The organism is Aeromicrobium sp. 636, from assembly GCF_024433585.1.
Classification (GTDB): Bacteria; Actinomycetota; Actinomycetes; order Propionibacteriales; family Nocardioidaceae; genus Aeromicrobium; species Aeromicrobium senzhongii.
In genome coordinates, this window is record NZ_WNJU01000001.1 from 695,301 (window position 1) to 720,755 (window position 25,455).

At 72.1% G+C, this 25,455-nt stretch carries 18 protein-coding genes; 13 read left to right on the top strand and 5 right to left on the bottom strand.

Translation table 11 applies throughout. The features are described from left to right. Nucleotides 1-3: 3 nt before the first annotated feature. The 3 genes from GL325_RS03425 (at nt 4) to GL325_RS03435 (ending at nt 2,671) form a co-directional block, all read left to right on the top strand. On the top strand, nt 4-1,245 hold the full coding sequence (locus GL325_RS03425; protein ID WP_154595212.1) for a geranylgeranyl reductase family protein: 1,242 nt from the start codon (nt 4-6) through the stop codon (nt 1,243-1,245). Between the two features lie 47 nt (nt 1,246-1,292). Further along, nucleotides 1,293-2,093, top strand: a complete 801-nt coding sequence (locus tag GL325_RS03430; protein WP_187768611.1) for an exodeoxyribonuclease III — start codon at nt 1,293-1,295, stop codon at nt 2,091-2,093. Between the two features lie 374 nt (nt 2,094-2,467). Beyond that, the gene (locus GL325_RS03435; RefSeq protein ID WP_154595213.1) at nt 2,468-2,671 is read left to right on the top strand and encodes a cold-shock protein; all 204 of its coding nucleotides are present in this window, start codon (nt 2,468-2,470) and stop codon (nt 2,669-2,671) included. Nucleotides 2,672-2,932: 261 nt separating this feature from the next. On the opposite strand, the gene GL325_RS03440 is transcribed toward GL325_RS03435, so the two are convergent. Beyond that, nucleotides 2,933-4,045: a sorbosone dehydrogenase family protein gene (locus GL325_RS03440; RefSeq protein WP_223110955.1), complete on the bottom strand. Its 1,113-nt coding sequence runs from the start codon at nt 4,043-4,045 to the stop codon at nt 2,933-2,935. A 78-nt stretch (nt 4,046-4,123) separates the two neighbouring features. On the opposite strand from GL325_RS03440, the gene GL325_RS03445 reads away from it, so the two are divergent. From GL325_RS03445 to GL325_RS03455, 3 genes are all read left to right on the top strand, one after another. Then, complete coding sequence (locus GL325_RS03445; protein ID WP_154595214.1) at nt 4,124-4,531, top strand: co-chaperone YbbN; 408 nt, start codon at nt 4,124-4,126, stop codon at nt 4,529-4,531. A 13-nt stretch (nt 4,532-4,544) separates the two neighbouring features. Beyond that, entirely contained in the window at nt 4,545-6,050 is a 1,506-nt protein-coding gene (locus tag GL325_RS03450) for an acetyl-CoA hydrolase/transferase family protein (protein ID WP_187768612.1), read from the top strand. A gap of 83 nt (nt 6,051-6,133) precedes the next feature. Then, nucleotides 6,134-7,150, top strand: coding sequence for a serine hydrolase (locus GL325_RS03455; protein ID WP_187768613.1), 1,017 nt, complete (start codon nt 6,134-6,136; stop codon nt 7,148-7,150). Here GL325_RS03455 and GL325_RS03460 read toward each other — a convergent pair. Further along, the gene (locus GL325_RS03460) at nt 7,137-7,979 is read right to left on the bottom strand and encodes a dioxygenase (protein WP_154595217.1); all 843 of its coding nucleotides are present in this window, start codon (nt 7,977-7,979) and stop codon (nt 7,137-7,139) included. The genes GL325_RS03455 and GL325_RS03460 overlap by 14 nt on opposite strands. Nucleotides 7,980-8,052: 73 nt before the next feature. Here GL325_RS03460 and GL325_RS03465 point away from each other — a divergent pair, with 73 nt between their 5' ends. Next, nucleotides 8,053-10,632 (top strand): DEAD/DEAH box helicase, encoded by a 2,580-nt coding sequence (locus GL325_RS03465; RefSeq protein WP_154595218.1) that lies wholly within the window; start codon nt 8,053-8,055, stop codon nt 10,630-10,632. A gap of 13 nt (nt 10,633-10,645) precedes the next feature. Here GL325_RS03465 and GL325_RS03470 read toward each other — a convergent pair whose 3' ends face one another. Then, on the bottom strand, nt 10,646-11,932 hold the full coding sequence (locus tag GL325_RS03470) for a hypothetical protein (protein WP_154595219.1): 1,287 nt from the start codon (nt 11,930-11,932) through the stop codon (nt 10,646-10,648). Continuing rightward, a complete protein-coding gene (locus GL325_RS03475; RefSeq protein ID WP_187768614.1) occupies nt 11,929-13,599 on the bottom strand; it encodes an AAA family ATPase in 1,671 nt (556 codons plus the stop codon). The genes GL325_RS03470 and GL325_RS03475 overlap by 4 nt, the downstream gene beginning before the upstream one ends. 136 nt (nt 13,600-13,735) lie before the next feature. Here GL325_RS03475 and GL325_RS03480 point away from each other — a divergent pair, with 136 nt between their 5' ends. The 3 genes from GL325_RS03480 to GL325_RS03490 all read left to right on the top strand — a co-directional run bounded on the left by GL325_RS03480 (nt 13,736) and on the right by GL325_RS03490 (nt 16,404). After that, nucleotides 13,736-14,245, top strand: coding sequence for a hypothetical protein (locus GL325_RS03480; protein WP_187768615.1), 510 nt, complete (start codon nt 13,736-13,738; stop codon nt 14,243-14,245). Between the two features lie 189 nt (nt 14,246-14,434). Further along, nucleotides 14,435-14,797, top strand: coding sequence for a DUF485 domain-containing protein (locus GL325_RS03485; protein ID WP_187411863.1), 363 nt, complete (start codon nt 14,435-14,437; stop codon nt 14,795-14,797). Continuing rightward, complete coding sequence (locus tag GL325_RS03490; RefSeq protein ID WP_154595222.1) at nt 14,794-16,404, top strand: cation acetate symporter; 1,611 nt, start codon at nt 14,794-14,796, stop codon at nt 16,402-16,404. The genes GL325_RS03485 and GL325_RS03490 overlap by 4 nt, the downstream gene beginning before the upstream one ends. 69 nt (nt 16,405-16,473) lie before the next feature. On the opposite strand, the gene GL325_RS03495 is transcribed toward GL325_RS03490, so the two are convergent. Beyond that, entirely contained in the window at nt 16,474-17,055 is a 582-nt protein-coding gene (locus tag GL325_RS03495) for a hypothetical protein (protein WP_187768616.1), read from the bottom strand. 103 nt (nt 17,056-17,158) lie between these two features. Here GL325_RS03495 and recC point away from each other — a divergent pair, with 103 nt between their 5' ends. From recC to recD, 3 genes are read left to right on the top strand one after another with little or no spacing between them, the layout of a single operon-like run. Continuing rightward, nucleotides 17,159-20,452: an exodeoxyribonuclease V subunit gamma gene (gene recC / locus GL325_RS03500; RefSeq protein WP_187768617.1), complete on the top strand. Its 3,294-nt coding sequence runs from the start codon at nt 17,159-17,161 to the stop codon at nt 20,450-20,452. Next, entirely contained in the window at nt 20,449-23,763 is a 3,315-nt protein-coding gene (locus GL325_RS03505) for a UvrD-helicase domain-containing protein (RefSeq protein WP_255955486.1), read from the top strand. The genes recC and GL325_RS03505 overlap by 4 nt, the downstream gene beginning before the upstream one ends. Then, complete coding sequence (recD, locus tag GL325_RS03510; RefSeq protein ID WP_187768618.1) at nt 23,760-25,454, top strand: exodeoxyribonuclease V subunit alpha; 1,695 nt, start codon at nt 23,760-23,762, stop codon at nt 25,452-25,454. Before GL325_RS03505 ends, recD begins: the two co-directional genes overlap by 4 nt. Nucleotide 25,455: the final 1 nt, after the last annotated feature.

Here is a 25,455-nt window from a genome sequence, read left to right on the forward strand (position 1 = left end):
CTCATGATCCTGCCGTCCACCACCGACGTCCTCGTCGTCGGCGCGGGGCCCGCCGGCTCGTCCGCCGCCGCCTGGACCGCCCACCTCGGCATGGACACCGTGCTGGTGGACGCGGCCACCTTCCCGCGTGACAAGACCTGCGGCGACGGCCTGACCCCGCGCGCCATCGCCGAGCTCGACCGGCTCGACCTCGGGGACTGGGTCCGTGGGCACACGCTGAACCGCGGTCTGCGCGCGGCCGGCTTCGGCCAGGAGCTGCTGCTGCCCTGGCCCGGCGGCTCGCTGCCCGATCACGGCTCCGCCGTCCCCCGCACCGAGCTGGACGCCCGCATCCGCGAGCGTGCCCTGGCCGCGGGCGCGATCGGCGTCGACGGGGCGAAGGCGGTCGACGTCGAGCGCGACGCCCGCGGCGCGGTCACGGGCGTCGTCGTCGAGACCGCCGAGGGACGCCACACGATCGGGTGCCGACGCCTCGTCGTCGCCGACGGCGTGCGGTCGCCGCTGGGCCGGGTGCTCGGCCGTGAGTGGCACCGCGACACCGCCTACGGCGTCGCCGGCCGCAGCTACGTCAAGTCCGGCCGCAGCGACGACCCGTGGATCTCCTCGCACCTGGAGCTGCGCGGCGAGGACGGCGAGCTGCTGCCGGGCTACGGCTGGATCTTCCCGCTCGGCGACGGGCGGGTGAACCTCGGCGTCGGGGCGCTGGCCACGGCGAAGCGGCCCGCGAAGGTCCAGATCCGTCCGCTCATGGAGTACTACGCCACGCTGCGGCGCGAGGACTGGGACCTCGGCGCCGACCTGCGGATGCCGACCTCGGCCCTGCTGCCGATGGGCGGTGCGGTGTCGGGCGTCTCGGGCCCGAACTGGATCGTCATCGGCGACGCCGCCGGCTGCGTCAATCCGCTCAACGGCGAGGGCATCGACTACGGCCTCGAGACCGGGCGCATCGGCGCGGAGCTGCTGGCCACCGGCGACTCCCCCGCCGAGGCCTGGCCGGCGATGCTGACCGCCCACTACGGCCCCGCGTTCTCCCTCGCGCGGCGGCTGGCGGGCCTGCTCACCGTGCCGCACCTGTTGCCGACGGCCGGCCCGGTCGGGATGCGCTCGCACCGGCTGATGACGATCGCGCTGCGGGTCATGGGCAACCTCGTCACCGACGAGGACCGCGACCTCACCGCGCGGGCGTGGCGGTGGGCGGGTCGCCAGTCGATCCGCCTCGACGAGCGTCCGCCCTTCTCGCCCTGACCTCACCGGCGGCCGGGAGCGTCGGGGCCGACGACTATCCTCGTCAGGTGCTCAGGATCGCGACCGTCAACGTCAATGGCATCCGCGCCGCATGGCGCAAGGGGATGAAGGAGTGGCTCGAGAGCCGCGACGCCGACATCATCACGTTGCAGGAGGTCCGCGCTCCCGACGCGATCGTGCACGAGATCCTCGAGGGCACGGGCTACCACGTGGTCCACACCGAGGCCGCCGCGAAGGGCCGCTCCGGCGTGGCCGTGCTCAGCCGCCTCGAGCCGACCACTCACCGGGTCGGCAACGGTGACGCGTTCTTCGACGACTCGGGGCGCTGGATCGAGGCCGACCTGACCCTGCCCGACGGCTCGGTCCTCACGGTGGTCAGCGTGTACGTCCACTCCGGCGAGGCCGGCACGCCGCGCCAGGAGGAGAAGTACCGCTTCCTGGACCAGATGACCAAGCGCATGGCCGAGCTGGGCGCCATGGACGGGCACGCCCTCGTCACCGGCGATCTCAACGTCGGCCACACCGAGCTGGACATCCGCAACTGGAAGGGCAACCTCAAGAAGGCCGGGTTCCTGCCCGAGGAGCGCGCCTACTTCGACCAGTTCTTCGGTGACCTGGGCTGGTACGACGTGCACCGCCACCTGGCCGGCCCGGTCGAGGGCCCGTACACGTGGTGGTCCATGCGCGGCCAGGCGTTCGACAACGACACCGGCTGGCGGATCGACTACCAGCTCGCCACGCCCGAACTGGCGGCTGCGGCCCGGGTCGCCACCGTGGACCGCGCCCCGAGCTGGGGCGAGCGGTGGTCCGACCACGCGCCGCTGACGATCGACTACGACCTCGGCTGAGCCGTGGCGCGCGGCGCAAAAGGAGCGGGGGACGTGCCGTCCCCCCGGATGCACGCCCCCCGCACGGCCCCCGGAAAACCGGTGACCCCACTCTCTTTCGGGAGTGGTTCTAACTGACTATACCGACGTAGTCCCTTGTGGCGCGCAACGGACGTGCCGGATTCACCTGAGATTCACTCGAACAGGTGGCAATTGGGGACTCCCCGGCTCGGTCCGGTTGTCGTAGGGTGGTCGCAGTTGCACGACGTTGGACAGCAAAGGGATGCAGTTCCCTATCGGGGCGTGGTTCCTCTCGCAGTTGGATGTGCGTCGCGACCGTCGAGCGTGAAGAGCGCGTTCGACCATCGCCAGAAGGATCGAAGAGGAGAACGACCATGGCCACCGGTACCGTCAAGTGGTTCAACGCCGACAAGGGCTTCGGCTTCATCGCCCCCGATGACGGCGGCGAGGACGTGTTCGCGCACTACAGCGCGATCCAGACCAACGGTTACCGCTCGCTGAACGAGGACCAGAAGGTCGAGTTCGACGTCGAGCAGGGACAGAAGGGCCTCCAGGCTGCCAACATCCGGCCGCTCTGAGACCCGCAGGACGCCAAGAACCCCACCACCGCGAGGTGGTGGGGTTCTTGCTGTCAGTGCCGGGAGGGAGCCGGACTCACAGGGCGGCGAACCGCCGGTGCACCTCGCGTTCCGAAGCGGACACGAGGGGCGGCGGGAGACGATCCGAGCGTGACGTGGGCACGTAAACCCAGAGGCGCTGCATTCCCCATGACGTCGGTGCTCCGAGTCATCCCCCGCTGTCGACGATAACCACAAAGCGCTGAAATGACCAGAGATCTTTCACGCCGAGATGGCGACGCGGACGATGCGGTCGTCGCCGCGGCGCACCTGCCCACGGCCGTCGGTGTTCGACGTCCCCACCCACAGGGAGCCGTCGGGAGCCACCGCCACCGAACGCAGCCGGCCCAGCTCCCCGGTCAGGAACGCCCGCGGCCTGCCGGCCTGCGCGCCGTCCAACGGGACCTGCCACAACCGCTCGCCGCGCAGGGCCGCGAGGAACGCCCGGTCGCCGCTGATCGCCAGGCCGGCCGGTGACGCCTCCTGCGTCGACCACGTGGCGGCCGGCCGGACGAACCGGTCGTCGCCGCCGTCGCCCTCCACCTGCGGCCAGCCGTAGTTGCCGCCCTTGACGATGCGATTGAGCTCGTCGGTGCGCTGGTCGCCGAACTCGCTGGCCCACAGCCGCCCGGAGCCGTCCCAGGCCAGACCCTCGACGTTGCGGTGCCCGAGGGACCAGACCCGGTTGCCGAAGGGGTTGCCGTCGACCGCCCGACCCTCCTGGTCGATCCGCAGGATCTTGCCGTTGAGCGAGTCACGATCCTGGGCCGTCTCGGCCCGGGCCGCGTCACCGACCGCCACGAACAGGTGCCCCTGACGATCGAAGGTCAACGCACCGCCCTGGTGGTTGAACGCCTTCGCCATCCCGGTCAGGATCGGCTCGGCCCGGCCGATGCGCTCACCGTCGAAGTCCAGCCGAACGACGCGGTTGTCGTCCGGCCCGGTGAGGTAGGCGAACAGGGCGGACTCGTCGCCGGGTGCGACGGCGAGTCCCTGCAGCCCGCCCTCTCCCCCGGGCGCGACCCCGGGAACGTCACCGACCGGTGTCACCCGGCCGTCCGGCGCGACCCGCACGATCGACGCGTCGTCGCGCTGGGTGACCAGGGCGGTGCCGTCGGCCAGGAAGACGATCGCCCAGGGCACGTTCAGGCCCGTGGCCACGGTGCCGTCCAGCCGGGGATCGATCGGCTCGGGGGTCGCGGCGCTCGAGGGTGGCGACGGGGGCGGGGCGCCGGTGGAACCACGGGGGCGGGCCGACTCCTCGCCGCCCCGACAGCCCGCGAGCCACATCGCCCCGAGGGCGGCCCCGGCGGTGATGACGGATCTGCGGTCCATGGACCGATCATGCCGCAACCACCGGAATGTCACAGTGGACGTGAACGTTGACCATGAGGTACCCGAGGAAAGGCCATCATGACCACGATCAACCTGACTGCCGACACCTTCCAGGACACCGTGACCGGAGACGGCATCACGTTGGTGGACTGGTGGGCCGGCTGGTGCGGACCGTGCATGCAGTTCGCGCCCGTCTACGAAGCCGCCAGCGAGCGGCACCCCGACATCACCTTCGCCAAGATCGACACCGAGGCCGAGCAGGAGCTCTCCGCCGCGGTCCAGATCACGTCCATCCCCACGCTGATGGCGTTCCGTGACGGCGTCCTGCTGTACGCCCAGCCCGGCGCGCTGCCGGCGGAGGCACTCGACGAGATCATCGGCCAGGTCCGCCAGCTCGACATGGACAAGATCCGCCGCGAGATCGCTGAGCAGGAGGCGCAGTCCCCCGAGGGCGTGCCCGACGTGCCAGAGGCCTCGCAGAACTGAGAGACTGCGACACATGAGTCGTGTGTCATGCCCTGTGGCCTCTTCGCGCATCATGAGCGCCGAGGACGCCGTCGAATTCATCCGTCCCGGTGACAACGTCGGGATGAGTGGCTTCACCGGGGCCGGCTATCCCAAGGTCGTGCCCGCGGCGCTCGCGGCACGAGCCCGGGCCGCACACGACGCCGGCGAAGACTTCCGGATCGGCCTGTGGACCGGTGCCTCCACCGCTCCACAGGCCGACGGCGTCCTGGCCGAGGCGCACGCCATCTCCACGCGGCTGCCGTACAACTCCGACCCGACCCTGCGCCGCCAGATCAACGCCGGCGAGGTCGACTACGTCGACGCCCACCTGAGCCACTCGGCCCAGCAGATGTGGTTCGGCTTCTACGGTCCGCTCGACGTCGCCGTCATCGAGGTGACGGCGATCCTGCCCGACGGGCTCCTGGTCCCCAGCAGCTCGGTCGGCAACAACAAGACCTGGCTGGACCAGGCCGACAAGGTGATCCTCGAGGTCAACCACTGGCAGCCGCGCGAGTTCGAGGGCTTCCACGACATCTACGGCGGGACGGCCCTGCCTCCGCACCGGCGCCCGCTGGCGCTCACCGAGCCCATGCAGCGTATCGGCGAGCCCTATCTGAAGGTCGACCCCGCGAAGGTGATCGCCGTGGTCGAGACCGCAGCGCCCGATGCCGGTGCGGCGTTCTCGGCACCCGACGACGTGTCCCGCGCGATCGCCGGGCACACCCTGGACTTCCTGCGCGGCGAGGTCGGTGCCGGCCGCATGCCCCCGGAGCTGCTGCCGCTGCAGTCCGGCGTCGGCAACGTGGCCAACGCGGTCCTGCAGGGCCTGGACGGCAGCGAGTTCACGAGCCTGGTGGCGTACACCGAGGTCCTCCAGGACAGCATGCTGACGCTGCTGGACTCGGGCACGCTCCGTGCCGCGTCGACGGCCTCGTTCGGTCTCTCGCGCGAGGGCATGGAGCATTTCCGGGCGGGGATCGACGGGTACAAGGGCCGGATCCTCATGCGCAGCGAGGAGATCTCGAACCACCCCGAGATCATCCGCCGCCTGGGCATCATCGCCATGAACGGCATGATCGAGGCCGACATCTACGGCAACGTGAACTCGACGCACGTCATGGGCAGTTCCGTGATGAACGGCATCGGCGGCAGCGGTGACTTCGCCCGCAACGCCTACCTGAACTTCTTCCTGACCCCGTCGACCGCCAAGGACGGTGCGATCTCGACGATCGTGCCGATGGTCAGCCACGTCGACCACACCGAGCACGACGTGCACGTGATCGTCACCGAGCACGGCCTGGCCGACCTGCGTGGCCTCTCGCCACGCGAGCGGGCGGAGCGGATCATCGCGCACTGCGCCCACCCGCGCTTCCGGCCGCAGTTGCGCGACTACCTCGAGCGAGCCGTCGCCGCTCGCCCCGATGCCCGGCACACGCCGCACCTGCTCTCCGAGGCCCTGTCGTGGCACCAGCGGTACCTCGACACCGGGCGCATGTGAGCGCACGCGCGACAGCCTGCCTCCTGGTCGCCGGGCTGTTGCTCGCCGCCTGCACGTCCTCCCCGCCCGCCGGAAGGTCCGCCATGTCCGACGCCAGCCTGCCGACCCCGTCGCGGTCGCCCGCGACCACGACGACTCCCCCGCCCGACTTCACGGCGCTCGACCGCCTGGTCGACGCCAGCGGATCGACGTGCACCGTCGTGCTGCGCGGCGACGAGGTCGTGCACGAGCATCCGGCCGGGTCGCGTCACGCCACGCGCCGGGTCTACTCGATCACCAAGTCGGTCGTCGGCGTGCTGCTGGCCATCGCGGCCTCCGAGAACGCGCTGAGCCTCGACGACCCGGTGTCCCGTCACGTGCCGCGGTGGCCCGCGGAGTCCGGGGACGTCACGATCCGCCACCTCATGTCGATGACGTCGGGACGAGCGTGGACCGAGGCGCTGGACGCCGCCATGATCCGGTCGGCCGACCAGACCGCGGCGGCGCTCGCGACGGGACAACAGGACGCGCCCGGCACCGCATGGCAGTACGACAACCTGGCCAGCCAGGTGCTCTCGGCCGTCCTGACCTCGGCCGTCGGTGACCTCGAGGACTATGCCGACGACCGGCTGTTCGCCCCGCTGGGGCTGACCGACACGTCGTGGTCGCGCGACCGGGCCGGCACCATCACGACCTACGCCGGGATCGTCTCGTCGTGCGCCGATCTGGCGCGCCTGGGCGTCATGATGCGCGACCAAGGTCGCTTCGAGGGCCGGCAGGTACTGCCCGCGGCGGCGGTGGCCGAGCTGACCACCCCGAGCTCGGAGCTCAACGCCGCCTACGGACTGCTGTGGTGGACCAACGCGTCGGGTCGCGTGCAGGAGGTGCGGCGCGCCGCGGGGTTCGACCAGGACCGTGAGCCGTACCGCGGCCGCCTGGCTCCGGCCGCTCCCGCGGACGCGTTCTGGGCGCTCGGCTGGGGGAACCAGCTGGTCGCCGTCGTGCCGTCGGCGGACACCGTCGCCGTGCGGCTGGGCCCGAAGCCCGCCGGCCCCGACGACCTGACGATCGACGGCTTCACGGCAGCGGTGCTCGAGGGGCTCGGGATCACGCAGCCGTGATGAACGACCGCATGCCGACCGACCCCATGTCGATCTCGGTGTTGAAGAACCCGACCTCCTCGTCGGGCTCCAACAGGCCGAGCGAGGCGACCATCGGGCGGTAGTGGTCGTCCGTCGGCACGGCGACGCGCGCAGCGGACCACGATCGGTACGGGTCCAGCAGCCGGGTGACGTCGCCGGTGGAGATCGCGTCGGCGGTCTGGGAGTCGAACTCGATCGCCCAGTCCCAGGCCGGACCGCCGCCCCACCGCACGCGGTTCAGGGCATGAACGATGTTGCCGCTGCCGATGAAGACGACACCGCGCCGGCGCAGGTCCCGCAGCCGCGAGAACAGCTCGTACAGCTTCGGCAGGGGCATCGAGTAGTCGATGCTGATCTGCAGGACGGGCACCTGCGGGGCCGGGGCGAGGAACTTCAGGACGCTCCAGGTGCCGTGGTCCAGTCCCCACTGGCTGTCGAGGCGCGCCTCGTACTCGACCAGGTGCTGGGCCAGCAGCCGGGCGACGCGCTCGTCGCCGTGGGACTCGTACTGCACCCGGTAGAGCTCGTCGGGGAAGCCGCCGAAGTCGTGGATGACGGGGTTGCGCGGCGCGTCCGTGATGTGGGTGCCCCCGGGCGTGAGCCAGTGGGCGCTGATGACGACGATCGCCTGGGCGTCCGGCAGGCCGGCGCCGACCCGCTGCCATTCGCGCGTGAACGTGTTGTCCGCAAGGGCGTTCATGGGGTTGCCGTGACCGACGAACAGGACCGGCATCCGCGGACTCGGCACCAGCCGGTTGGTCAAGTCGGACAGCCGATGGGTGGGTACGGTCTCCGGGCGGGGGTTCATGTCGTCTCCTTGTAGTTGACGATTCAACTATACCAGACGACGAGCATTTGCCGGCGTGCGTGACAATGGAGGGATGCCGACCCCGACCGAGCTGCAGATCGCGCTGCGGCACCCGGTCCGATTCGTGTCCGACCCGGACGACCCCAGCCGTTCACGGTTCGTCTTCGACACGCCCCGTGGGCCCCTCGAGGCCACCGCGAACGAGGCGGTCGGGCCGCTGAGCGGAGGCATCCGCGCCCTCTCGGCCGATGCCAGTGCCCGCGCCTGGGCGACGCCGGCGATCATCGCCCTGCGCCTCATGGCCACCGGGACGCTGGCCTCCCCGGACCCGTCGCAGCTGCAGCAGATGCTGAACTCCGCCCGTGCGGTCGGGCCCACCGAGGCCGAGGGCCAGACCGCCATCCGCGCGTTCCTCGCCGCCCTGGTCGCCGCGGCTCCCGCGGTCGCGACGACACCGCAGCGACGCCGCGAGACCGAGCAGCCCCGGCCCACCATCGAGCGCCCGACGAGCTTCTCGTACCGGCTCGTCGTGACCCTCAGTGGCGACGCTGACGCGATGGCCGACGTCGAGGTGCACGTCCGCCCCCAGGCGATGAACCGCGCGTCCGTCCCGGCGCCGACCGTGCTGACCCGCGACGACCACCACCTCGGCCCCGCCGCCAAGCCTGCGCTGCGCGCGATGCTCGAACGGCTCGCCGCCGCCTGGCCGCCCGCCGAGCGGCTCGCGGACGAGGGCCGCGCCCGGGTGACCCCCGAGGAGCTCGGCCTGCTGGGCCAGGGCCGCCCGCTCGTGTCGGCGCTCGCCAACCGCATCGAGATCGAGTGGCCCGAAGGCCTGCGGCACGACGTCCGCGCCACCGGCGTGATCAGCCGCATCGACACCGACGAGTCGCCGCTGGACCGCGAGCACGACCGCCCTCGGGCGTTCACGGCCGACCAGCTCTTCCGCTTCGACTGGAGCGTCTCGGTCGGCGGCGAGCACCTGAGCCGGGCCGAGGTCGAGCAGCTGGCCGCGTCGCAGTCGGGCATGCTCCACCTGCGCGACCGGTGGGTCATGGTCGACCAGCAGCAGGTCGAGCGCGTCCTGGCCGGCCACGGCCGCACCCTGGACCCGTCGGAGGCGCTGCGTGCCGCGATCACCGGCAGCCTCGAGATCGACGGGTACGAGACCGAGGTCGACACCGTGGGGTGGCTCGAGGACGTTCGGCGACGGCTGGCCGAGCAGGACTCCGACATCACCCCCGCGGCGCAGCCCGGGGCCCTGGACGGCCAGCTGCGCGAGTACCAGCTGCGGGGACTGCGCTGGATGAGCCAGCTGGTCGACCTCGGCCTCGGCGGGATCCTGGCCGACGACATGGGCCTGGGCAAGACCCTCATGCTGATCGCGTTGCACCTGCACCTGGACTCCCCCGAGCCGACGCTCGTCGTGTGCCCGGCGTCGGTGCTGGCCACGTGGGAGCGCGAGATCACCCGCTTCGCACCGGGCGTGCCCGTGTCCCGCTACCACGGCCCCCGGCGCAGCCTGTCCGACGCGAAGTCGGGTTTCGTCGTCACCACCTACGCGACGATGCGCTCGAGCGTCGAGGAGCTGGCCGCGCACCGCTGGAACCTCGTGGTGGCCGACGAGGCGCAGCACGTGAAGAACCCCGGGAGCGGCGCCGCCCAGGCTCTGCGCCGGATCGATTCCGACGCACGGATGGCGCTGACCGGCACCCCCGTCGAGAACCACCTCGGCGAGCTGTGGGCGCTGTTGGACTGGACGACCCCCGGTCTGCTCGGCACCCGTGAGCAGTTCCGTCGCGAGTGGTCACGCCAGATCGAACGCGACCACGACGCCGAGCGCGCCGCCGGGCTGTCGCAGCTGATCCGCCCGTTCGTGCTGCGCCGGCGCAAGTCCGACCCGGGCATCGCACCCGAGCTGCCGCCGAAGATCGAGACCGACCACCGGGTCCCGCTGAGCCGCGAGCAGGTCGGGCTCTACGAGGCGGTCGTGCAGCGCACCATGTCCGAGATCGCCGACTCCAGCGGCATCCGCCGGCGCGGTCTCGTGGTGAAGCTGCTCACCCAGCTGAAGCAGATCTGCAACCACCCCGCGCAGTTCCTGCACGAGCCCGAGGCGCGCCTGGCCGGCCGCTCCGGCAAGCTCGAGACCTTCGACTCGCTGGTCGAGGAGATCATCGACGAGGACGGGGCGGCCCTGGTCTTCACGCAGTACGCCCAGATGGGCCGGCTGCTGGCGCGGCGACTCGGCGAGCGCAAGGTCCGCCACGACTTCCTGCACGGCGGCACCCCCGTCGCGCGGCGCGAGAAGATGGTGCGCGCGTTCCAGGACGGCGAGACGGACGTGTTCGTGCTGTCCCTCAAGGCGGCCGGCACCGGCCTCAACCTGACCCGGGCCGACCACGTCGTGCACTACGACCGCTGGTGGAACCCGGCCGTCGAGGACCAGGCCACCGACCGTGCCCACCGCATCGGGCAGACCCGCAACGTGCAGGTCCACCGCCTGGTCGCCGAGGGCACGATCGAGGAGTCGATCGCCGAGCTGATCAGCTCCAAGCGTGCCCTGGCCGACGCGGTCGTCAACGCCGGCGAGACCGCGCTGACCGAGCTGACCGACTCCGAGCTCGAGGTCCTGGTCCAGCTGCGCCACTGACCGGCGCCGGGGCTCAGGCCCCGGTGCCGCCGATGCGCCGCGATCCTGCCGGGCGGCGCTGAGCGATCGTCAGCACCTGGGTCAGGTCGAGCTCGAACTCGCGCACGACGCGGTTCATCCCGCCGGTCTCGCCCAGACCCGACGGATCGACCGTCAGCAGGTGCAGCAGCGAGGGCCCACCGGGCTCGCGGATCCTCATCTGCGTGCCGGGACGCAGTCCCATGGTCGCCGGGAAGACGATCGCGATGTCCGAGGCGCTCAGGCCACGGCCGGCGGCGATCAACGGGCCGACCAGCTCGTCGACCAGGTCCTCGGTGTGGTCCTGCGGGCACACCGACATCGCCACGAGCTCGCTGGTGGACTCCACGACCGTGTCCACCGCGGCGGCGGCCGAGGCGACGTCGTTGAGGCGCCGGGCGCGGGTGCCGCGGTAGGCCGTGAACCCGGCCTCGCGGGCGGCCCGCTCGGCCAGCACCTGCACGAAGTCGCCGAAGACCTTCGACGTGCTCCACACGAAGGCGCGGGTCGGGCCGTCGGGCCGGCCGCTGACACCGTTGTGCGGACCCATCGCCACCACTCGGGCGATGTCGAGCGCGTCGGCGAGGAAACCGAACTGCGGCGTCAGCTGCAGGCCGTCCATGATCCCGGGCGGCGGCAGCTCCGGCGAGGCCTCCGGGAAGAGCTCGGCGTAGTTCATCAGCTCGGACTCCAGCCACGGTTGCTGCACCGCACCGGCCAGCTCGCGACAGGCCCACTTCAGGGCCGAGGTGACCGGCCCGTCGGCGACGAACTCCGAGAACCGGCAGTCGACGCTGTAGGGGTCGACGACGCGGCGCCACATCTTCGCGGCATCGACCTGTCCACGGATCGAGGAGGTGACCGCACGCCGCTCGACGTAGGTGCGCGGCATGCCCTCCGAGGAGGCCCGGGACATGGCGCCGGCGACGATCATCCCCAGCAGGTCGGCCAGGCCCGCGTGGCGCGTGCCGCGGTCGACCTGCGGGATCCACTCGAGGTGGTGGATCGTCGTGAGCATCGTCAGCAGCGAGACCCGCCAGCCCGGATCGTGGCGCAGGAAGTGCGGCATGATCTCGAGCGTCGAGTCGCCCAGCGCCAGGTAGCCGGTCAGGCCGCGGACCTGGATCGTGCCGGCGTCCTCATCGATGACGAACGGCTCCTCCGCCAGTCCCAGCCGGGTGGCCAGCTCGGTCGACCGCAGACGCAGCTCGGCCAGGTCGGACGCGGTGCCCGTGAACGGCTGGGCGGGGCCGCCCTCGATGAGGGTGTACCCGGGCGTCATCCGCGCACCAGGAAGTCGAAGGTGATCGCGGCGTCCTCGTCGGACCGGCCCATCAGCGGGTCGACGGCCAGCGCGCGTCCGGTGAGGGTGCGCGTGCGGAACGGGTAGTCCGCCGGGGCATGGCGCGAGTTCACTCGCAGCAGGTCGGCCAGCTGGTCGGGACGAGCGCCGAAACGATCGCGGATCTGCGGCCACACGTCGTGGTCCCAGACGCGCTTGAGGTCGGCCCACGTCGCGATCTTCCAGAAGTACAGGTGTCCCAGCTCGTAGTCCTGGCCGAGTCGCTCGGTGATCTCGTCGTTGAGGTACGCCAGCAACGCCACGGCCGCCGCCTGCGGCGTCCAGTGCTCGGCGTCGACGTCGGGCGACGTCGCCACCTCGAGGCTGACCCCCAGGTGCTGGGCCAGGAAGTCCAGGTCGGCGTACGCGTCGATGCGCTCGAAGCGTCGCCCGATGGCGGAGTCGAGCGGCGCCACGGCGCGGTCGACCGAGTTCATCGTGGCCAGGATGTGCAGGTCGTGAGGGAAGAACCACGGCTGCGGCAGCATGTAGGAGTCGCCCGAGATCAACCAGATCGGCTCGGTGACCGGGTCACCGGTGGGACTGCGCTGCACCTTGGGCAGGTTGACCGGGATGGCCGAGCGGGTGTCGCCGTCGGGGGCGACCCGGTACGAGTCGTCCATGTAGGTCATGAAGTCGCCCAGGATCTTGGGCACGTTGCCGCGGTTGATCTCGTCGATCACGAGCAGCGACGAGCCCTTGCCCTGACGGTCCAGCCGGATCGCCAGGTCCAGCAGCCGGCCGGCGAACGGCGCGAGCCGGATGCCCTCGCCCGTGGGCCGCAGGCCGACGATGAAGTCCTCGTAGCCGTACTCCTGGTGGAACGTGACCCAGTCGGTGATGACCGGCGGCGCGATCGGCGAGGACTCGAAGCCCGAGGTGAAGGGAAGGTCGGCCCGCTGCGGGTCGATGTCGATGGCCTCGCCGGCGGTCCACGCCTCGTCGAGGATCTGGCGGACCTGGGCGACCGCGTGCGTCTTGCCGGTGGCCGGAGGGCCGTAGACCAGGACGCTCTTGCGGTCGCGGAAGGCCTCGAGGATCTTGCGGGCCAGCGGCGTCAGGTTCTGCAGGGAGCCGCTGCCGACCGTGATCACGCCGGAGTCGACGCCGGTGAACAGCGGCTCGCAGGAGGAGGGCCATCCCTCCGGCAGCTCGGTGCCGGTCGTGGACCCGGCGAAGTACGCACCGGACTGGGTGCGGGCGACGTAGACGTGGAGCCCACCGATGTCGGCCAGGATCGTCTTGGCGTCGTCGACGGACTGCGGCGTCCGCAGGTCCGGCCAGCCGTGACCGGGCAGCCAGGCCGGGTGACGCTCGTGGCGCTCGTCGTGGCGGTTCTGGGAGTGCAGCTCGTACACGTGGTGGCGGCGGGCGGGCCGGAAGACCAGGGCCGCCTCGACCTCGGGGGCGCCGATGACCCGCGGGACGATGCGCGCGTCCTGCCACTTGTCGTGCGGCAGATTCCGATCGACGCCGATGAACTCCAGCAGGGCCGGGACCTGGGCGATCTCGACGGCCGTGCGGCCACGCAGGGTCCGACCAGACCGCTCCATCGCGAAGAAGTCCTCCGGACCGATGTCACGCCACCAGATGCGTTCGACCTTCACTGCACCGTCCTCCCTTCGTGCGCCGTCCGAGTCCGGGCTGTTGTGCGGGTGAGACGGTCCCCACACCGCCACATGACGCTATCTGCGTCACATTTCTTTCATGTGTCACTTTTGCGCCACAGCGTACGCTGCAGGTGTGAACTGGCTCACACGACCCCGGGCGCGCGAGCGCAGCGTCGCCCTCGCCCTGCCCACGCTCGACGGCGCCACTTGGCCGCCGGCCGATCCCGCGGCCCGCCACGGCTTCGGCGCCAGCACGATCCACCGACTCGGGACGGACGCCGCGTTCACCCCCCGGGCCCACGAGATCGCCGACCTGTTGACGGCGCGACTGCTGCCCCTGCTGGCGGTCGACTCCTCCCCCACCGACCTCCCGCACGTCGTGCAACTGCTCCGCAGCGCCGCGCAGGCCGGAGCCGGGATCGGGATCGTCGACGCTCGCGACGGAACCATCACCGCCGATCACATGGGCGCCGACGCCGCCGGCGCCCTCGGCGAGGCCGCGCGCGACCTCCCGCCGATGCCGGCGGCCCTTCGGGTCCACGCCCGCTACCTGATGCACGCCGGCCACCACGTCGCCCGGCTCGGACCCGGTGTCGTCGACGACCTCGAAACCGAGCTCCGGGCCCGGATCTCGCACCTCTGAGCACGCGCACCGGGCCCACCCGGCGTGCCCGCCGCCCCCGCGGGCGACCGTTCGTCGCAGAAAACGGTCGTTCGTCGCATCCCGCGCGGCGGCCCCTGACCTCGCGGAATCGCTGGCTCTACCGTGCGATGTGACGCCCATCACTGTGATGGCCGTCACGAATCCGCCCGCCACCGTGGAGGTGTTGCTGTGAGCCATCCGACCGAATCCGATCCGGCGTCCCCGGCGCCGACGGGGCGCGAGGCCGCGTACCTGCGCGTCCTGGCGTCACCTGAGTTCCAAGAGCTGCGCCACAAGTACCGCAGCTGGGTCATCCCGGCCACGCTCGCCGGCCTGGCCTTCTACTTCGTCTATGTCCTGATGTCGACCTACGCGGTGGACTTCATGAGCCGTCCTGTCATCGGGAACGTCAACGTCGGGCTGATCTTCGGCCTGCTGCAGTTCGTCGCCACCTTCGCGGTGACGATGGCCTACGTGCGGTATGCCGATCGCGAGCTGGACCCCCGCTCGTCGAAGATCCGTGAAGAGATGGAAGCCGAGGGCCTCGCATGATCGCGACCGCACTGCCGCTGGCCGCCGAGTCCGAGCAGATCGGCAACACCGCGCTGAACATCTCGATCTTCGCGGGGTTCGTCGTCCTGACGCTGGTCTTCGTGATCCGCGCCAGCCGGACGAACAAGAGCACCGACCAGATGTACACCGCCGGGTCGTCCTTCACCGGGCGCCAGAACGGCATCGCCATCTCCGGCGACTACCTGTCGGCGGCGTCCTTCCTGGGCATCGCCGGCGCGATCGCCCTGACCGGCTACGACGGATTCCTCTACAGCATCGGCTTCCTCGTGGCCTGGGTCATCGCCCTGCTGCTGGTCGCCGAACTGCTGCGCAACACCGGCCGGTTCACGATGGCCGACGTGCTCAGCTTCCGGATGCAGGAGCGCCCGGTGCGCACGGCCGCCGCCGTGTCGACGCTCGTGGTGAGCTTCTTCTACCTGCTGGCCCAGATGGCCGGCGCCGGTGGCCTCGTGGCGCTGCTGCTCAACATCAACGACGAGTTCGGTCAGGCCCTGGTCATCGCGGGGGTCGGCGCGCTCATGATCGTCTACGTCCTCGTGGGCGGCATGAAGGGCACCACGTACGTCCAGATCATCAAGGCGATCCTGCTGATCGGTGCCGCGCTGCTCATGACCGTGTGGGTCCTGGCGCAGTACGGGATGAACTTCTCGGACCTGCTCGGCGACGGTGCCGCAGCCGGGGCCGCCCTGGAGCCGGGCAAGAAGTACGGCCTCGACGGCGTGACCAAGATCGACTTCATCTCGCTGTCGGTGGCACTGGTGCTGGGCACCGCCGGCCTGCCACACATCCTGATGCGGTTCTACACGGTGCCCACGGCCAAGGAGGCCCGCAAGTCCGTGGTCTGGGCGATCTGGCTGATCGGCCTGTTCTACCTGTTCACGCTGACGCTGGGCTACGGTGCCGCGGCACTGGTCGGACCGGAGCGGATCGCGGCGGCGCCGGGTGCGGCCAACTCGGCAGCTCCGTTGCTGGCGTACGAGCTCGGCGGCACCCTGCTGTTGGGCGTCGTGTCGGCGGTGGCGTTCGCGACGATCCTGGCGGTCGTCGCCGGACTCACCATCACCGCATCGGCCTCGTTCGCGCACGACATCTACACGAACGTGATCCATCGCGGGAAGGCGCCCGACGGCCGTGAGGTCAAGGTGGCCCGCATCGCGGCCCTGGTGATCGGTGCCGTCGCGATCGTCGGCGGCATCGCCGCCAACGGCCAGAACATCGCGTTCCTCGTGGCGCTCGCGTTCGCGGTGGCGGCCTCGGCCAACCTGCCGACGATCCTGTACTCGCTGTTCTGGAAGCGGTTCAACACCCGCGGCTGCCTGTGGAGCATCTACGGCGGCCTGATCATCACCGTGGGTCTGATCGTCTTCAGCCCGGCGGTGTCCGGTTCCGAGACGGCGATGTTCCCCGACCACGACTGGTCGTGGTTCCCGCTGGCGAACCCGGGCCTGGTCTCGATCCCGGCGTCGTTCCTGCTGGGAATCCTGGGCACGCTCAGCAGCAAGGAGCACCTCGAGAACAAGGCGGCGGAGATGGAGGTCCGCTCGCTCACCGGCGCCGGCGCCGAGGGCCGGGCGATCAGCCACTGACCTGACGCGTGGGTGAGACGACGATGGGGCGGCCCCGAGAGGCCGTCCCATCGTCGTTCTCGTCGTGCGTCAGGAACGCACCAACCGACGCGACAGGTCGCGGTGCAGCGCCTCGACCTGTCGCTCGTCGAGGGACCCCCCGGCGCGCAGCCGCCGCAGGGTCGATCGGACCGAGAGGACGCGCACGCCGCCGACCTCCAACGGACGCAGGGGAAGATCACCGTCGACGAAGCAGTAGCTCGTGTGGACGGTCGCGTCCGCGATCGGACCGGTCGAGACCGTGGCCTGCAGCGCCTCGGCGTGCTGCTGCATCTGCTCGGCGATCCGGGTGTGCCGGACGCCGCCGATCACGAAGGTGCTGCCGTCCCGGGACGCCCGGACCTTCTTGCCCGGGTACGAACGGGGCTCGACCAGGTGGACGCCGGCCGCGGTCACCGCGATGATCGGCAGGTCGCCGGTCTGTCCGGCCAGACGTCGGTGGAACAGGAACAGCACCCGGTCACCGAACGCGTCGATGAGGGTCCCGGCGAGGACGTCGGTCGCGTCGGAGCGCTCGGGCGGCGCCTCGGTGGGCTCGGGGGCCTCACCCTGCACGACCCTCAACCGAGGGCGCGACAGCGGGTCCACGCTGCGCACGTTCCGTCGACTCATGCTCATGAGACGTAGGTCTCACCCGTCCATGACGCAGGTCCGGTGCAGTTGTTTCCCGCCGCGGGTCCCGATGTCGGACCCACACGGCAGACTTGGGCCCGACATGACCTTCCACCTGCACCGCGCCGAGCGCACCGACGTGCTCGCCGACGCCCTGGCCGGCCTGCTGGCCGAGCCGTCGGACGACCCGTTCGCCACCGAGCTGGTGGTGGTCGCGGCGCTGGGCACCGAGCGCTGGCTGTCCCAGCGGCTCAGCCATCGTCTCGGCGCCTCGGCGCACGGGGGCGACGGCGTGACCGCCGGGATCCGGTTCGCGCGCCCGCAGTCGATCGTGGCCGAGCTGCTGGGCGAGGACGACCAGGACCCGTGGCGCCCCGACGCGCTCACCTGGCGGGTGCTCGAGGTGCTCGAGACCGGCCTGGCCGAGCCGTGGCTCGACACGGTCGCGCGCCACCTGGGTCAGCACCACGAGGGTCCCGAGCGCGCGCTGCGTCGCGACCGCCGGCTCGGGGTGGCCCGTCACCTGGCCGGGCGGCTCCACGCGTACGCCCGTCAGCGTCCGGCCATGACCGCCGCCTGGACCGACGGTCGCGACGAGGACGGCACCGGCGAGGTCCTGCCGGCCGACGTCCGTTGGCAGGCCGAGGTCTGGCGGCGCGTCCGCGCCCTGATCGATGCCCCGTCCCCGGACGAGCGCATCGCCTCGACCGCCGCCGCACTCCGGCGTTCGCCCGAGGCCGTCGACCTGCCGCCGCGGGTCAGCCTGTTCGGTCACAACCGGCTGCCGCTGGGCGAGTTGCAGGTGCTGGCGGCCCTGGCCGGGCACCGCGACGTCCACCTGTGGCTCCCCCATCCCTCGCCCACGGCCTGGGACCGCCTCACCGCGGTCGACGCGATCGTCCCCCGCGAGCAGGACACCTCGGCCGAGCTGCTCGGCAACCCGCTCCTGGCCGCCCTCGGCCGTGACGTCCGCGAACTGCAGCGCTCGATCGCCGCCGTGGCCCCCGATCTGCAGGTGCATCCCCCGATCGCCGTCCCGCGGCCCGACACCCTGCTGGGGCGGGTGCAGTCCGACGTGGCCGCCGACCGCGCCGGCGCCGGGTCGACGCCACCGGCCGCAGCCGACCGCACGATCCAGGTCCACGCCTGCCACGGCCGCGCCCGGCAGGTCGACGTCCTGCGCGACGTGATCGTCGGCCTGCTCCAGGACGACCCCACCCTCGAGCCGCGCGACATCCTCGTGATGGTGCCCGACATCGAGGCGTACGCACCGCTGTTCCATGCCGCCTTCGGACAGGCCGAGAGCATCGACCGGGGGCGCCACCACCCCGGCCACCGCCTGCAGGTGATGCTCGCCGACCGTGCGGCGTCGCGCACCAATCCTCTGCTGGCGCTGACGGTCGCGGTGCTCGAGCTCGCCCGGCGCGGGCGTGCCACGAACGCCGAGGTCCTCGACCTGCTGGCCACGGCCCCCGTCCGGCAGAAGTTCGATCTCGACGACGCCGCCATCGAGCGGATCACCCAGTGGGTCGAGACCAGCGGGGTGCGGTGGGGCTTCGACGCCGAGCACCGGCGTCGCTTCGGACTGCCGCTGGAGCAGAACACCTGGCGCGCGGGCCTGGATCGACTCGTCTGCGGCGTGGCGGCCACCGAGGACCCCGCCCGGCCCGTGGCCGAGGTCCTGCCGCTCGACGACGTGCCCAGCGGCGACGTCGACCTGGTCGGCCGCCTCGTCACCTTCGTCGACGCCCTCGAGCGGGCGGTCGACGCCTTCGGCCGCGACGCCACGATGGTGCAGTGGGCGCGTCGCATCGACGCCCTGCTCACCGACGTGGCCGACGTCCCGCACTCGCTGGCCTGGCAGCGCCAGCAGGTCGACCGCGAGCTCGAGCGGCTCGACGACGACGCCACGGTGCTGCGCCCCGGCGAGGTCCTCTCGATGGTCCGAGACCGCTGGGCCGGACGTCCGTCCCGGGCCAACTTCCGCACCGGCAGCCTCACGGTGTGCACGATGGTCCCCATGCGCTCGGTCCCGCACCGGGTGGTGTGCCTGGTCGGTCTCGACGACGGCACCTTCCCGCGCGCGACCCACACCGACGGCGACGACGTCCTCGCCCGTCGGCCCCTCACCGGCGAGCGGGACGCCCGGGCCGAGGACCGGCAGCTGCTGCTCGACGCCGTCATGTCGGCCACCGAGACACTCGTCGTCACGTACACCGGCGCCGACGAGCACCGCGGCCAGCCGCGCCCTCCCGCCGTCCCGTTGGGCGAGTTGCTCGACCAGGTCCGGCGCACCGCCGGTGACGGGGTCGACGTCGTCACCCACCACCCGCTCCAGCCGTTCGACCCGCGCAACCTGCTGCCCGGCGCCGTCGTCCCCGACGACCGTCCCTTCAGCTTCGACCCGGCGGCACTCGCCGGCGCCCGCGCCAGTCTCGGGCCGCGCCGGGAGCCCGGCCCGTTCCTGCCCGCTCCCCTGCCGGCGCCCCCGCGCGAAGACCTGGTGCTGAGCGACCTGGTGGCGTTCGTCCAGAACCCGATCCGGTCGTTCTGGCGCCAGCGACTCGACGTCTCCCTGACCGGTGACGACGACCTGCTCGACGAGGACCTGCCGATCACGCTCGACGGTCTCCAGCAGTGGCACATCGGCCAGCGGCTGCTCGACGACGCCGTGCGCGGAGTCGGCGCGGACGACGCGTGGTCCGCGGTGTGGCGCGCCGGGATGCTTCCGCCCGGACGCCTCGGCACGGCCGTCGGCGCCACCGTCGGCACCAGGGTCGCGACCCTCGTCGCCGGCACCGCCGCGCTCAGGTCCGGCGACGCCACCACCGTCGACATCGACGTGGCCCTGCCCGACGGCCGGCGCCTGCTGGGCACCGTCGAAGGGGTTCACGACGACCGGCTCGTCACCGTCTCCTACTCCACCGTCCACGGCCGCCACCGGCTGCGTGACTGGGTCCGGCTGCTCGCCCTGGCCGTTCAGCGTCCCGACGTCCACTGGGTCGCCCACACCGCGGGCAAGGTGGGGCGAGGCTCGGCCCAGATCGTCACGGGTCTGCCGTCCGACCCCGATGCGGCCCTCGGGCTGCTGGCCGACCTGGTCGACCTGCGTGACGCGGGCCTGCTGCGGCCCCTGCCGTTGCCGGTCGAGCTGGCCCTGACCTACACGACCCAACTGCGCTCCCGGGGGCCCGAGGCCGCCGCGCGGATCGCAACCCGCGAGTGGCAGCGCGACGCCAAGGCGTTCGGTCCCCCGCCCGACCGCGACGCCGACGAGATCGTCCGGGTCTGGGGCGCCCAGGCCCCGTTCTCGGCACTGGTCGACGACGGCTTCACGACGCTGGCGCCGCGGCTGTGGGACGGCGCCCTCGATCACCAACGCGAGGCGGCCCTGTGACCGACCCGGACCTGCAGTCGTTCGACATCACCGACCCGCTGCCGTCGGGCACGGCCCTGCTCGAGGCCAGTGCCGGCACCGGCAAGACCTGGACGATCGGTGCGCTCGTCACCCGCTACGTCGCCGAGGGCGTCGTCACCCTGCCCGAGCTGCTCGTCATCACGTTCGGCCGCGCCGCCAGTCGCGAGATGCGCGAGCGTGTCCGGGACCAGCTCGTCGCCGCCGAGGCGGCCCTGGCCGAGCCCGCCACGCACCGTGACGGCGCCGACCCGCTGCTGCGGCTGCTGACCGCCGTGCCCGACGCCGAGGTCGCCGCCCGCCGAGCGCGGGTGCGCGCCGCGCTGGCCGACTTCGACGGCGCCACCATCGCCACCACGCACCAGTTCTGCCAGACGGTCCTGCGCAGCTTGGGCACCGCCGGCGACTCCGACGGCTCGGCTGAGCTCACCGACGACCTGACCGAGCTGGTCGACCAGATCGTCGACGACCTCTACGTCGCCAAGTACGCCCGCGAGGACGACCCGGTCCTGTCGCACGGCCAGGCCCGGGCCCTGGCCCACGCGGTCGTGGCCGACCCCCACGCCGCACTCGTGCCCGTCGACGCCGACCCCGACTCCTCCGCGGGCGTCCGGGTCCGGTTCGCCGAGGTCGTGCGGCGCCGCCTCGACCAGCGCAAGCGCGAACTGGGGCTGCTGGACTACGACGACCTCCTCCGCCGGCTCGAGTCCGTGCTCGAGGAACCCGACTCCCCCGCCCGTGCGCTGATGCGCGACCGCTGGCGCGTCGTGCTGGTCGACGAGTTCCAGGACACCGACCCGGTCCAGTGGAACGTCCTCGACCGCGCCTTCGGGGGCGTCGCCACGCTCGTGCTGATCGGCGATCCGAAGCAGGCGATCTACGCCTTCCGCGGTGGCGACGTCCACACCTACCTGCGGGCCGCGGCCACCGCCACCGAGCGACGGACTCTGCCGGTCAACTGGCGCAGCGACGCCCCCTTGGTCGACGCGCTCGGCGCGACGTTCGCCGGCGCCCAGCTCGGCCACCCCGACATCGCCGTGCGCCCCGTCCGGGCCCAGCACGCCCGGAGCCGACTGCGCGACCTGCCCCGACCGGCGGCATTCCGGCTCCGGGTGATGGACCGCGACGGGGCCGATGAGCCTCACCGCGAGCTCGCCGTCGCGGCGGCACGCAGCACGATCGCCGACGACCTGGCGGTCGACGTCGCCGAGGTGATCGGCTCCGGCGCCACCTTCGACAGCGGCGCCGCCGGAGTCCGCCCCGTCGCGGCGGGCGACATCGCCGTGCTGGTCGCCACCGGTGTCGAGGCCGACCTGGTCCGGCGCACCTTCGCGCGCCATCGCATCCCGGCGGTCCTCGGCGGTGGCAGCAACGTCCTGCGCAGCAGCGCCGCCGACGACTGGCTCACCCTGCTCGAGGCCATGGAGTCGCCACAACGCTCCGGCCTCGTCCGGGCGGCCGGCCTCACGGACCTGCTCGGCCAGGACCCCACGACCCTCGTCGTCGGCGGGGACGAGCTCACCGACCGGATCGCCACGCGCGTCCGCGACCTCGCCGACCTGCTCGCCGCCCACGGAGTGGCCGCCGTGGTCGAGTCCCTCACCGACGAGGCGTTCGCCGCCCGCATCCTCGCCCGACCCGACGGCTACCGGCGGATGACCGACCTGCGTCACGTCGCGCACCTGCTGCACGAGGTCGCCCTGCGCGAGCACCTCGGACTGTCCGGGCTCGTGCAGTGGCTGCGCCGCCAGCGCAGCGAGAGCGGCGACTCCGCCGAGCTCACCCGCCGGCTCGACAGCGACGCCAAGGCGGTCCAGGTGCTGACCATCCACGCCAGCAAGGGCCTGGAGTTCCCGATCGTCTACCTGCCCTTCCTGTTCAACCGCTGGCGTCCCGACCGCGAGGAGCGACCTCGCTTCCACGACGCCTCGGGACAGCGGTTCCTCGACGTCGGCGGCTCGGGGCACCCTGCCTTCGGCGAGCACTCGCGCGCCGCCCAGGCCGAGGACGCCGGTGAGGTGTTGCGGTTGGCCTACGTCGCGATGACGAGGGCGAAGTCCCAACTCGTCGCGTGGTGGGCCCCGACCCGCGACGCCCGCAACTCCGGCCTGCACCGGTTGCTGTTCCGCCCCGACCCCGCACGACCGGACGTTCCCGAGGTGGCTCCCGTCCCCGACGACGCCACTGCGCTCTCGGTGCTGCGGGGCTGGCAGGACCGTGGCGGACCCTCGCTCGAGCGCGTGGTCCCCCGCGCCGTCGCCGACGTGCCGCTCACCGAGAGCCCCGGCGACCTCGCGGTGCGTCCGTTCGACCGCGAGCTCGACACCGCGTGGCGCCGCACGTCGTACTCGGGTCTCATCCGCGCCGAGCAGGACGCGCCCCACGTCGGCAGTGAGCCCGAGGCCGAGGGCACGACGGACGAGGACGAGTCGCTCCCGGCGGTCGTGACGGACGCGGCGGACACGCGTCCCTCCCCCATGGCCGAGCTGCCGAAGGGCGCCACCTTCGGCAGTCTCGTCCACGCCGTCCTCGAGGAGGTCGACGTCACCGCCGAGGACCTGCCCGCCGAGATCGAGGCGCGGGTCCGCGAGCAGCTCGACCTGTGGCCGGTCGAGATGGACGTCGCCACCGCCGTGCGCGCGTTCGAGGCCATCCTCACCACGCCCCTGGGTCCGCTCGCTGGAGACCTCGACCTGCTCTCCCTGCTGAGCGAGCGCCAGCTGAAGGAGCTCGATTTCGAGATCCCGATGGGCGGCGGCGACCACCCGGTGGCCGGGCTGGCACGGTTGGGCGATCTCGCCGACGTGTTGGAGTCCCACCTGCCGATCGACGACCCCCTGCGCCCGTTCGCAGCACGCCTGAGGTCCCCGGGGTTGGCCGACCAGTCGCTGCGGGGCTACCTGACCGGATCGATCGACCTGGTGCTGCGGCTGCCCACCGGAGGGTTCCTGGTGGTCGACCACAAGACCAACTGGCTGGGTCCCACCGACGTGCCACTGACGATCGCCGGCTACCGCCCCGACGCGCTGGCCGAGGCGATGAACGCCGGCACCTACCCGCTGCAGGCCCTGCTCTACTCCGTGGTCCTGCACCGCTTCCTGCGGTGGCGGGTGCGCGCCTACGACCCGCAGCGGCATCTGGGAGGCGTGCTGTACCTGTACCTGCGCGGCATGGCCGGGCCGGATGCGCCGCGCCAGGCGGACGTGCCGTACGGCGTCTTCTCGTGGCGCCCGCCGGCCGCCCTCGTCGTCGCCCTGTCCGAGCTGCTCGACGGAACCGGAGCGAACCGATGACGACGCACGCCAGGATCGACGACTTCGTCGCCGCCGAGGTCCTCACCCCCGGTGACGCACTGGTGACGGCGCGACTGGGCCGGATCACCGGCGAGTCGGCGGACCTGCCCCTGCTCGCGCTGGCGTTCGCGGTCCGGGCCGTCCGGCACGGGTCGACCTGCTTCGACCCGCGCCACGATCCCGAGGTCCCCGGCCTGACCTGGCCCGAACCGGACGCCTGGTTGCGCGCCGTCGAGGGCAGCGCCCTGGGCCGGGTGCTCGTCGTCGAGCACGGGTTGCTCTATCTGGATCGCTACCGGCGACTGGAGGTGGCGCTCTGCGACGACCTCACTGCACGGGCGACTCTCTCGGCGCCCCCGCTCGACGAGGATCGCCTCACCGAGGACCTGGACCGGCTCTTCCCCGACGCCGAGCACGCCGACCAGCGCGCCGCGGCCGAGCGCGCCGCCCGGGTCGGCACGATCGTGCTGACCGGCGGCCCCGGCACGGGCAAGACCACGACGGTCGCCGGCGTCCTGGCGATCCTGCAGGCGCAGTCGCTGGCCATGCACGGACGCTCGCTGCGGGTGGCCCTGACGGCACCGACGGGCAAGGCCGCCGCCCGCATGCGCGAGGCCGTCGCGGCCACCGCGAGCCGGCTGGCCCTGACCGACGACGAGCGGACATGGCTGACCGCCCTCCCGTCCTCGACCATGCACCGGCTGCTCGGCTGGCGGCCCGACAACCACACGCGCTTCCGGCACGACCGCCTGCGCCGCCTGCCGCACGACGTGGTCGTGGTCGACGAGACCTCGATGGCCTCCCTCGAGCACGTCGCCCGGCTGCTCGAGGCGCTCCGGCCCGACACCCGGCTCATCCTGGTCGGCGACGCCGACCAGCTGGCCTCGGTCGAGGCCGGGGCTGTTCTGCACGACGTCGTCGCCGGGTGGTCCGACGAGCACGTCGTCCGGCTCACCCGCAGTCATCGGTTCGGGGCGGGGATCGGCCGCCTCGCAGCGGCGGTCCGCGACGGTGACGCCGATACCGCAGTCGAGCTGCTCACCGCCGGCGACCCGGCGATCCGACTCGTGCAGCCCGACCAGGGCGTGTCACTCGTGGAGTCGACCCTCCTGCCGATCGCCCGCGACCTCGTCGCCGCCGGACGCCGCGACGACGCGGACACCGCGCTGCGACGGCTCGGCGAGCACCGTCTGCTGTGCGCCCACCGTGACGGACCGTACGGAGCCGCGACCTGGAACGAGCGCGTCACGTCCGGCCTGCGTCACGACGTCGGCTACGGCGACTGGTACCCCGGACGGCCCGTCCTGGTGACCCGCAACGACGCCGGGCTGGGTGTGTTCAACGGCGATGCCGGGGTGGTCGTCGAGCGCGAGGGCCAGCTGGTGGTGGCCGTCGACGGCGAGCCCGTGCGCGAGTTCGCCACGTCGCGTCTGCCCGACGTCCAGACCGGCTACGCGATGACGATCCATCGCAGCCAGGGCAGCGAGTTCGCCCAAGTCACCGTGCTGCTGCCCGACGCCGACTCACGGGCCATGACCCGCGAGCTGCTCTACACCGCGATCACGCGTGCCGTCGACGCCGTGACGGTGATCGGCACGACCGACGACATCAGAACGGCGATCGGGCGGCGAGTCGCCCGATCCAGTGGGATCGCGGAACGACTCGCCGCCCGTCAGCCGGCAGCGCGCTGAA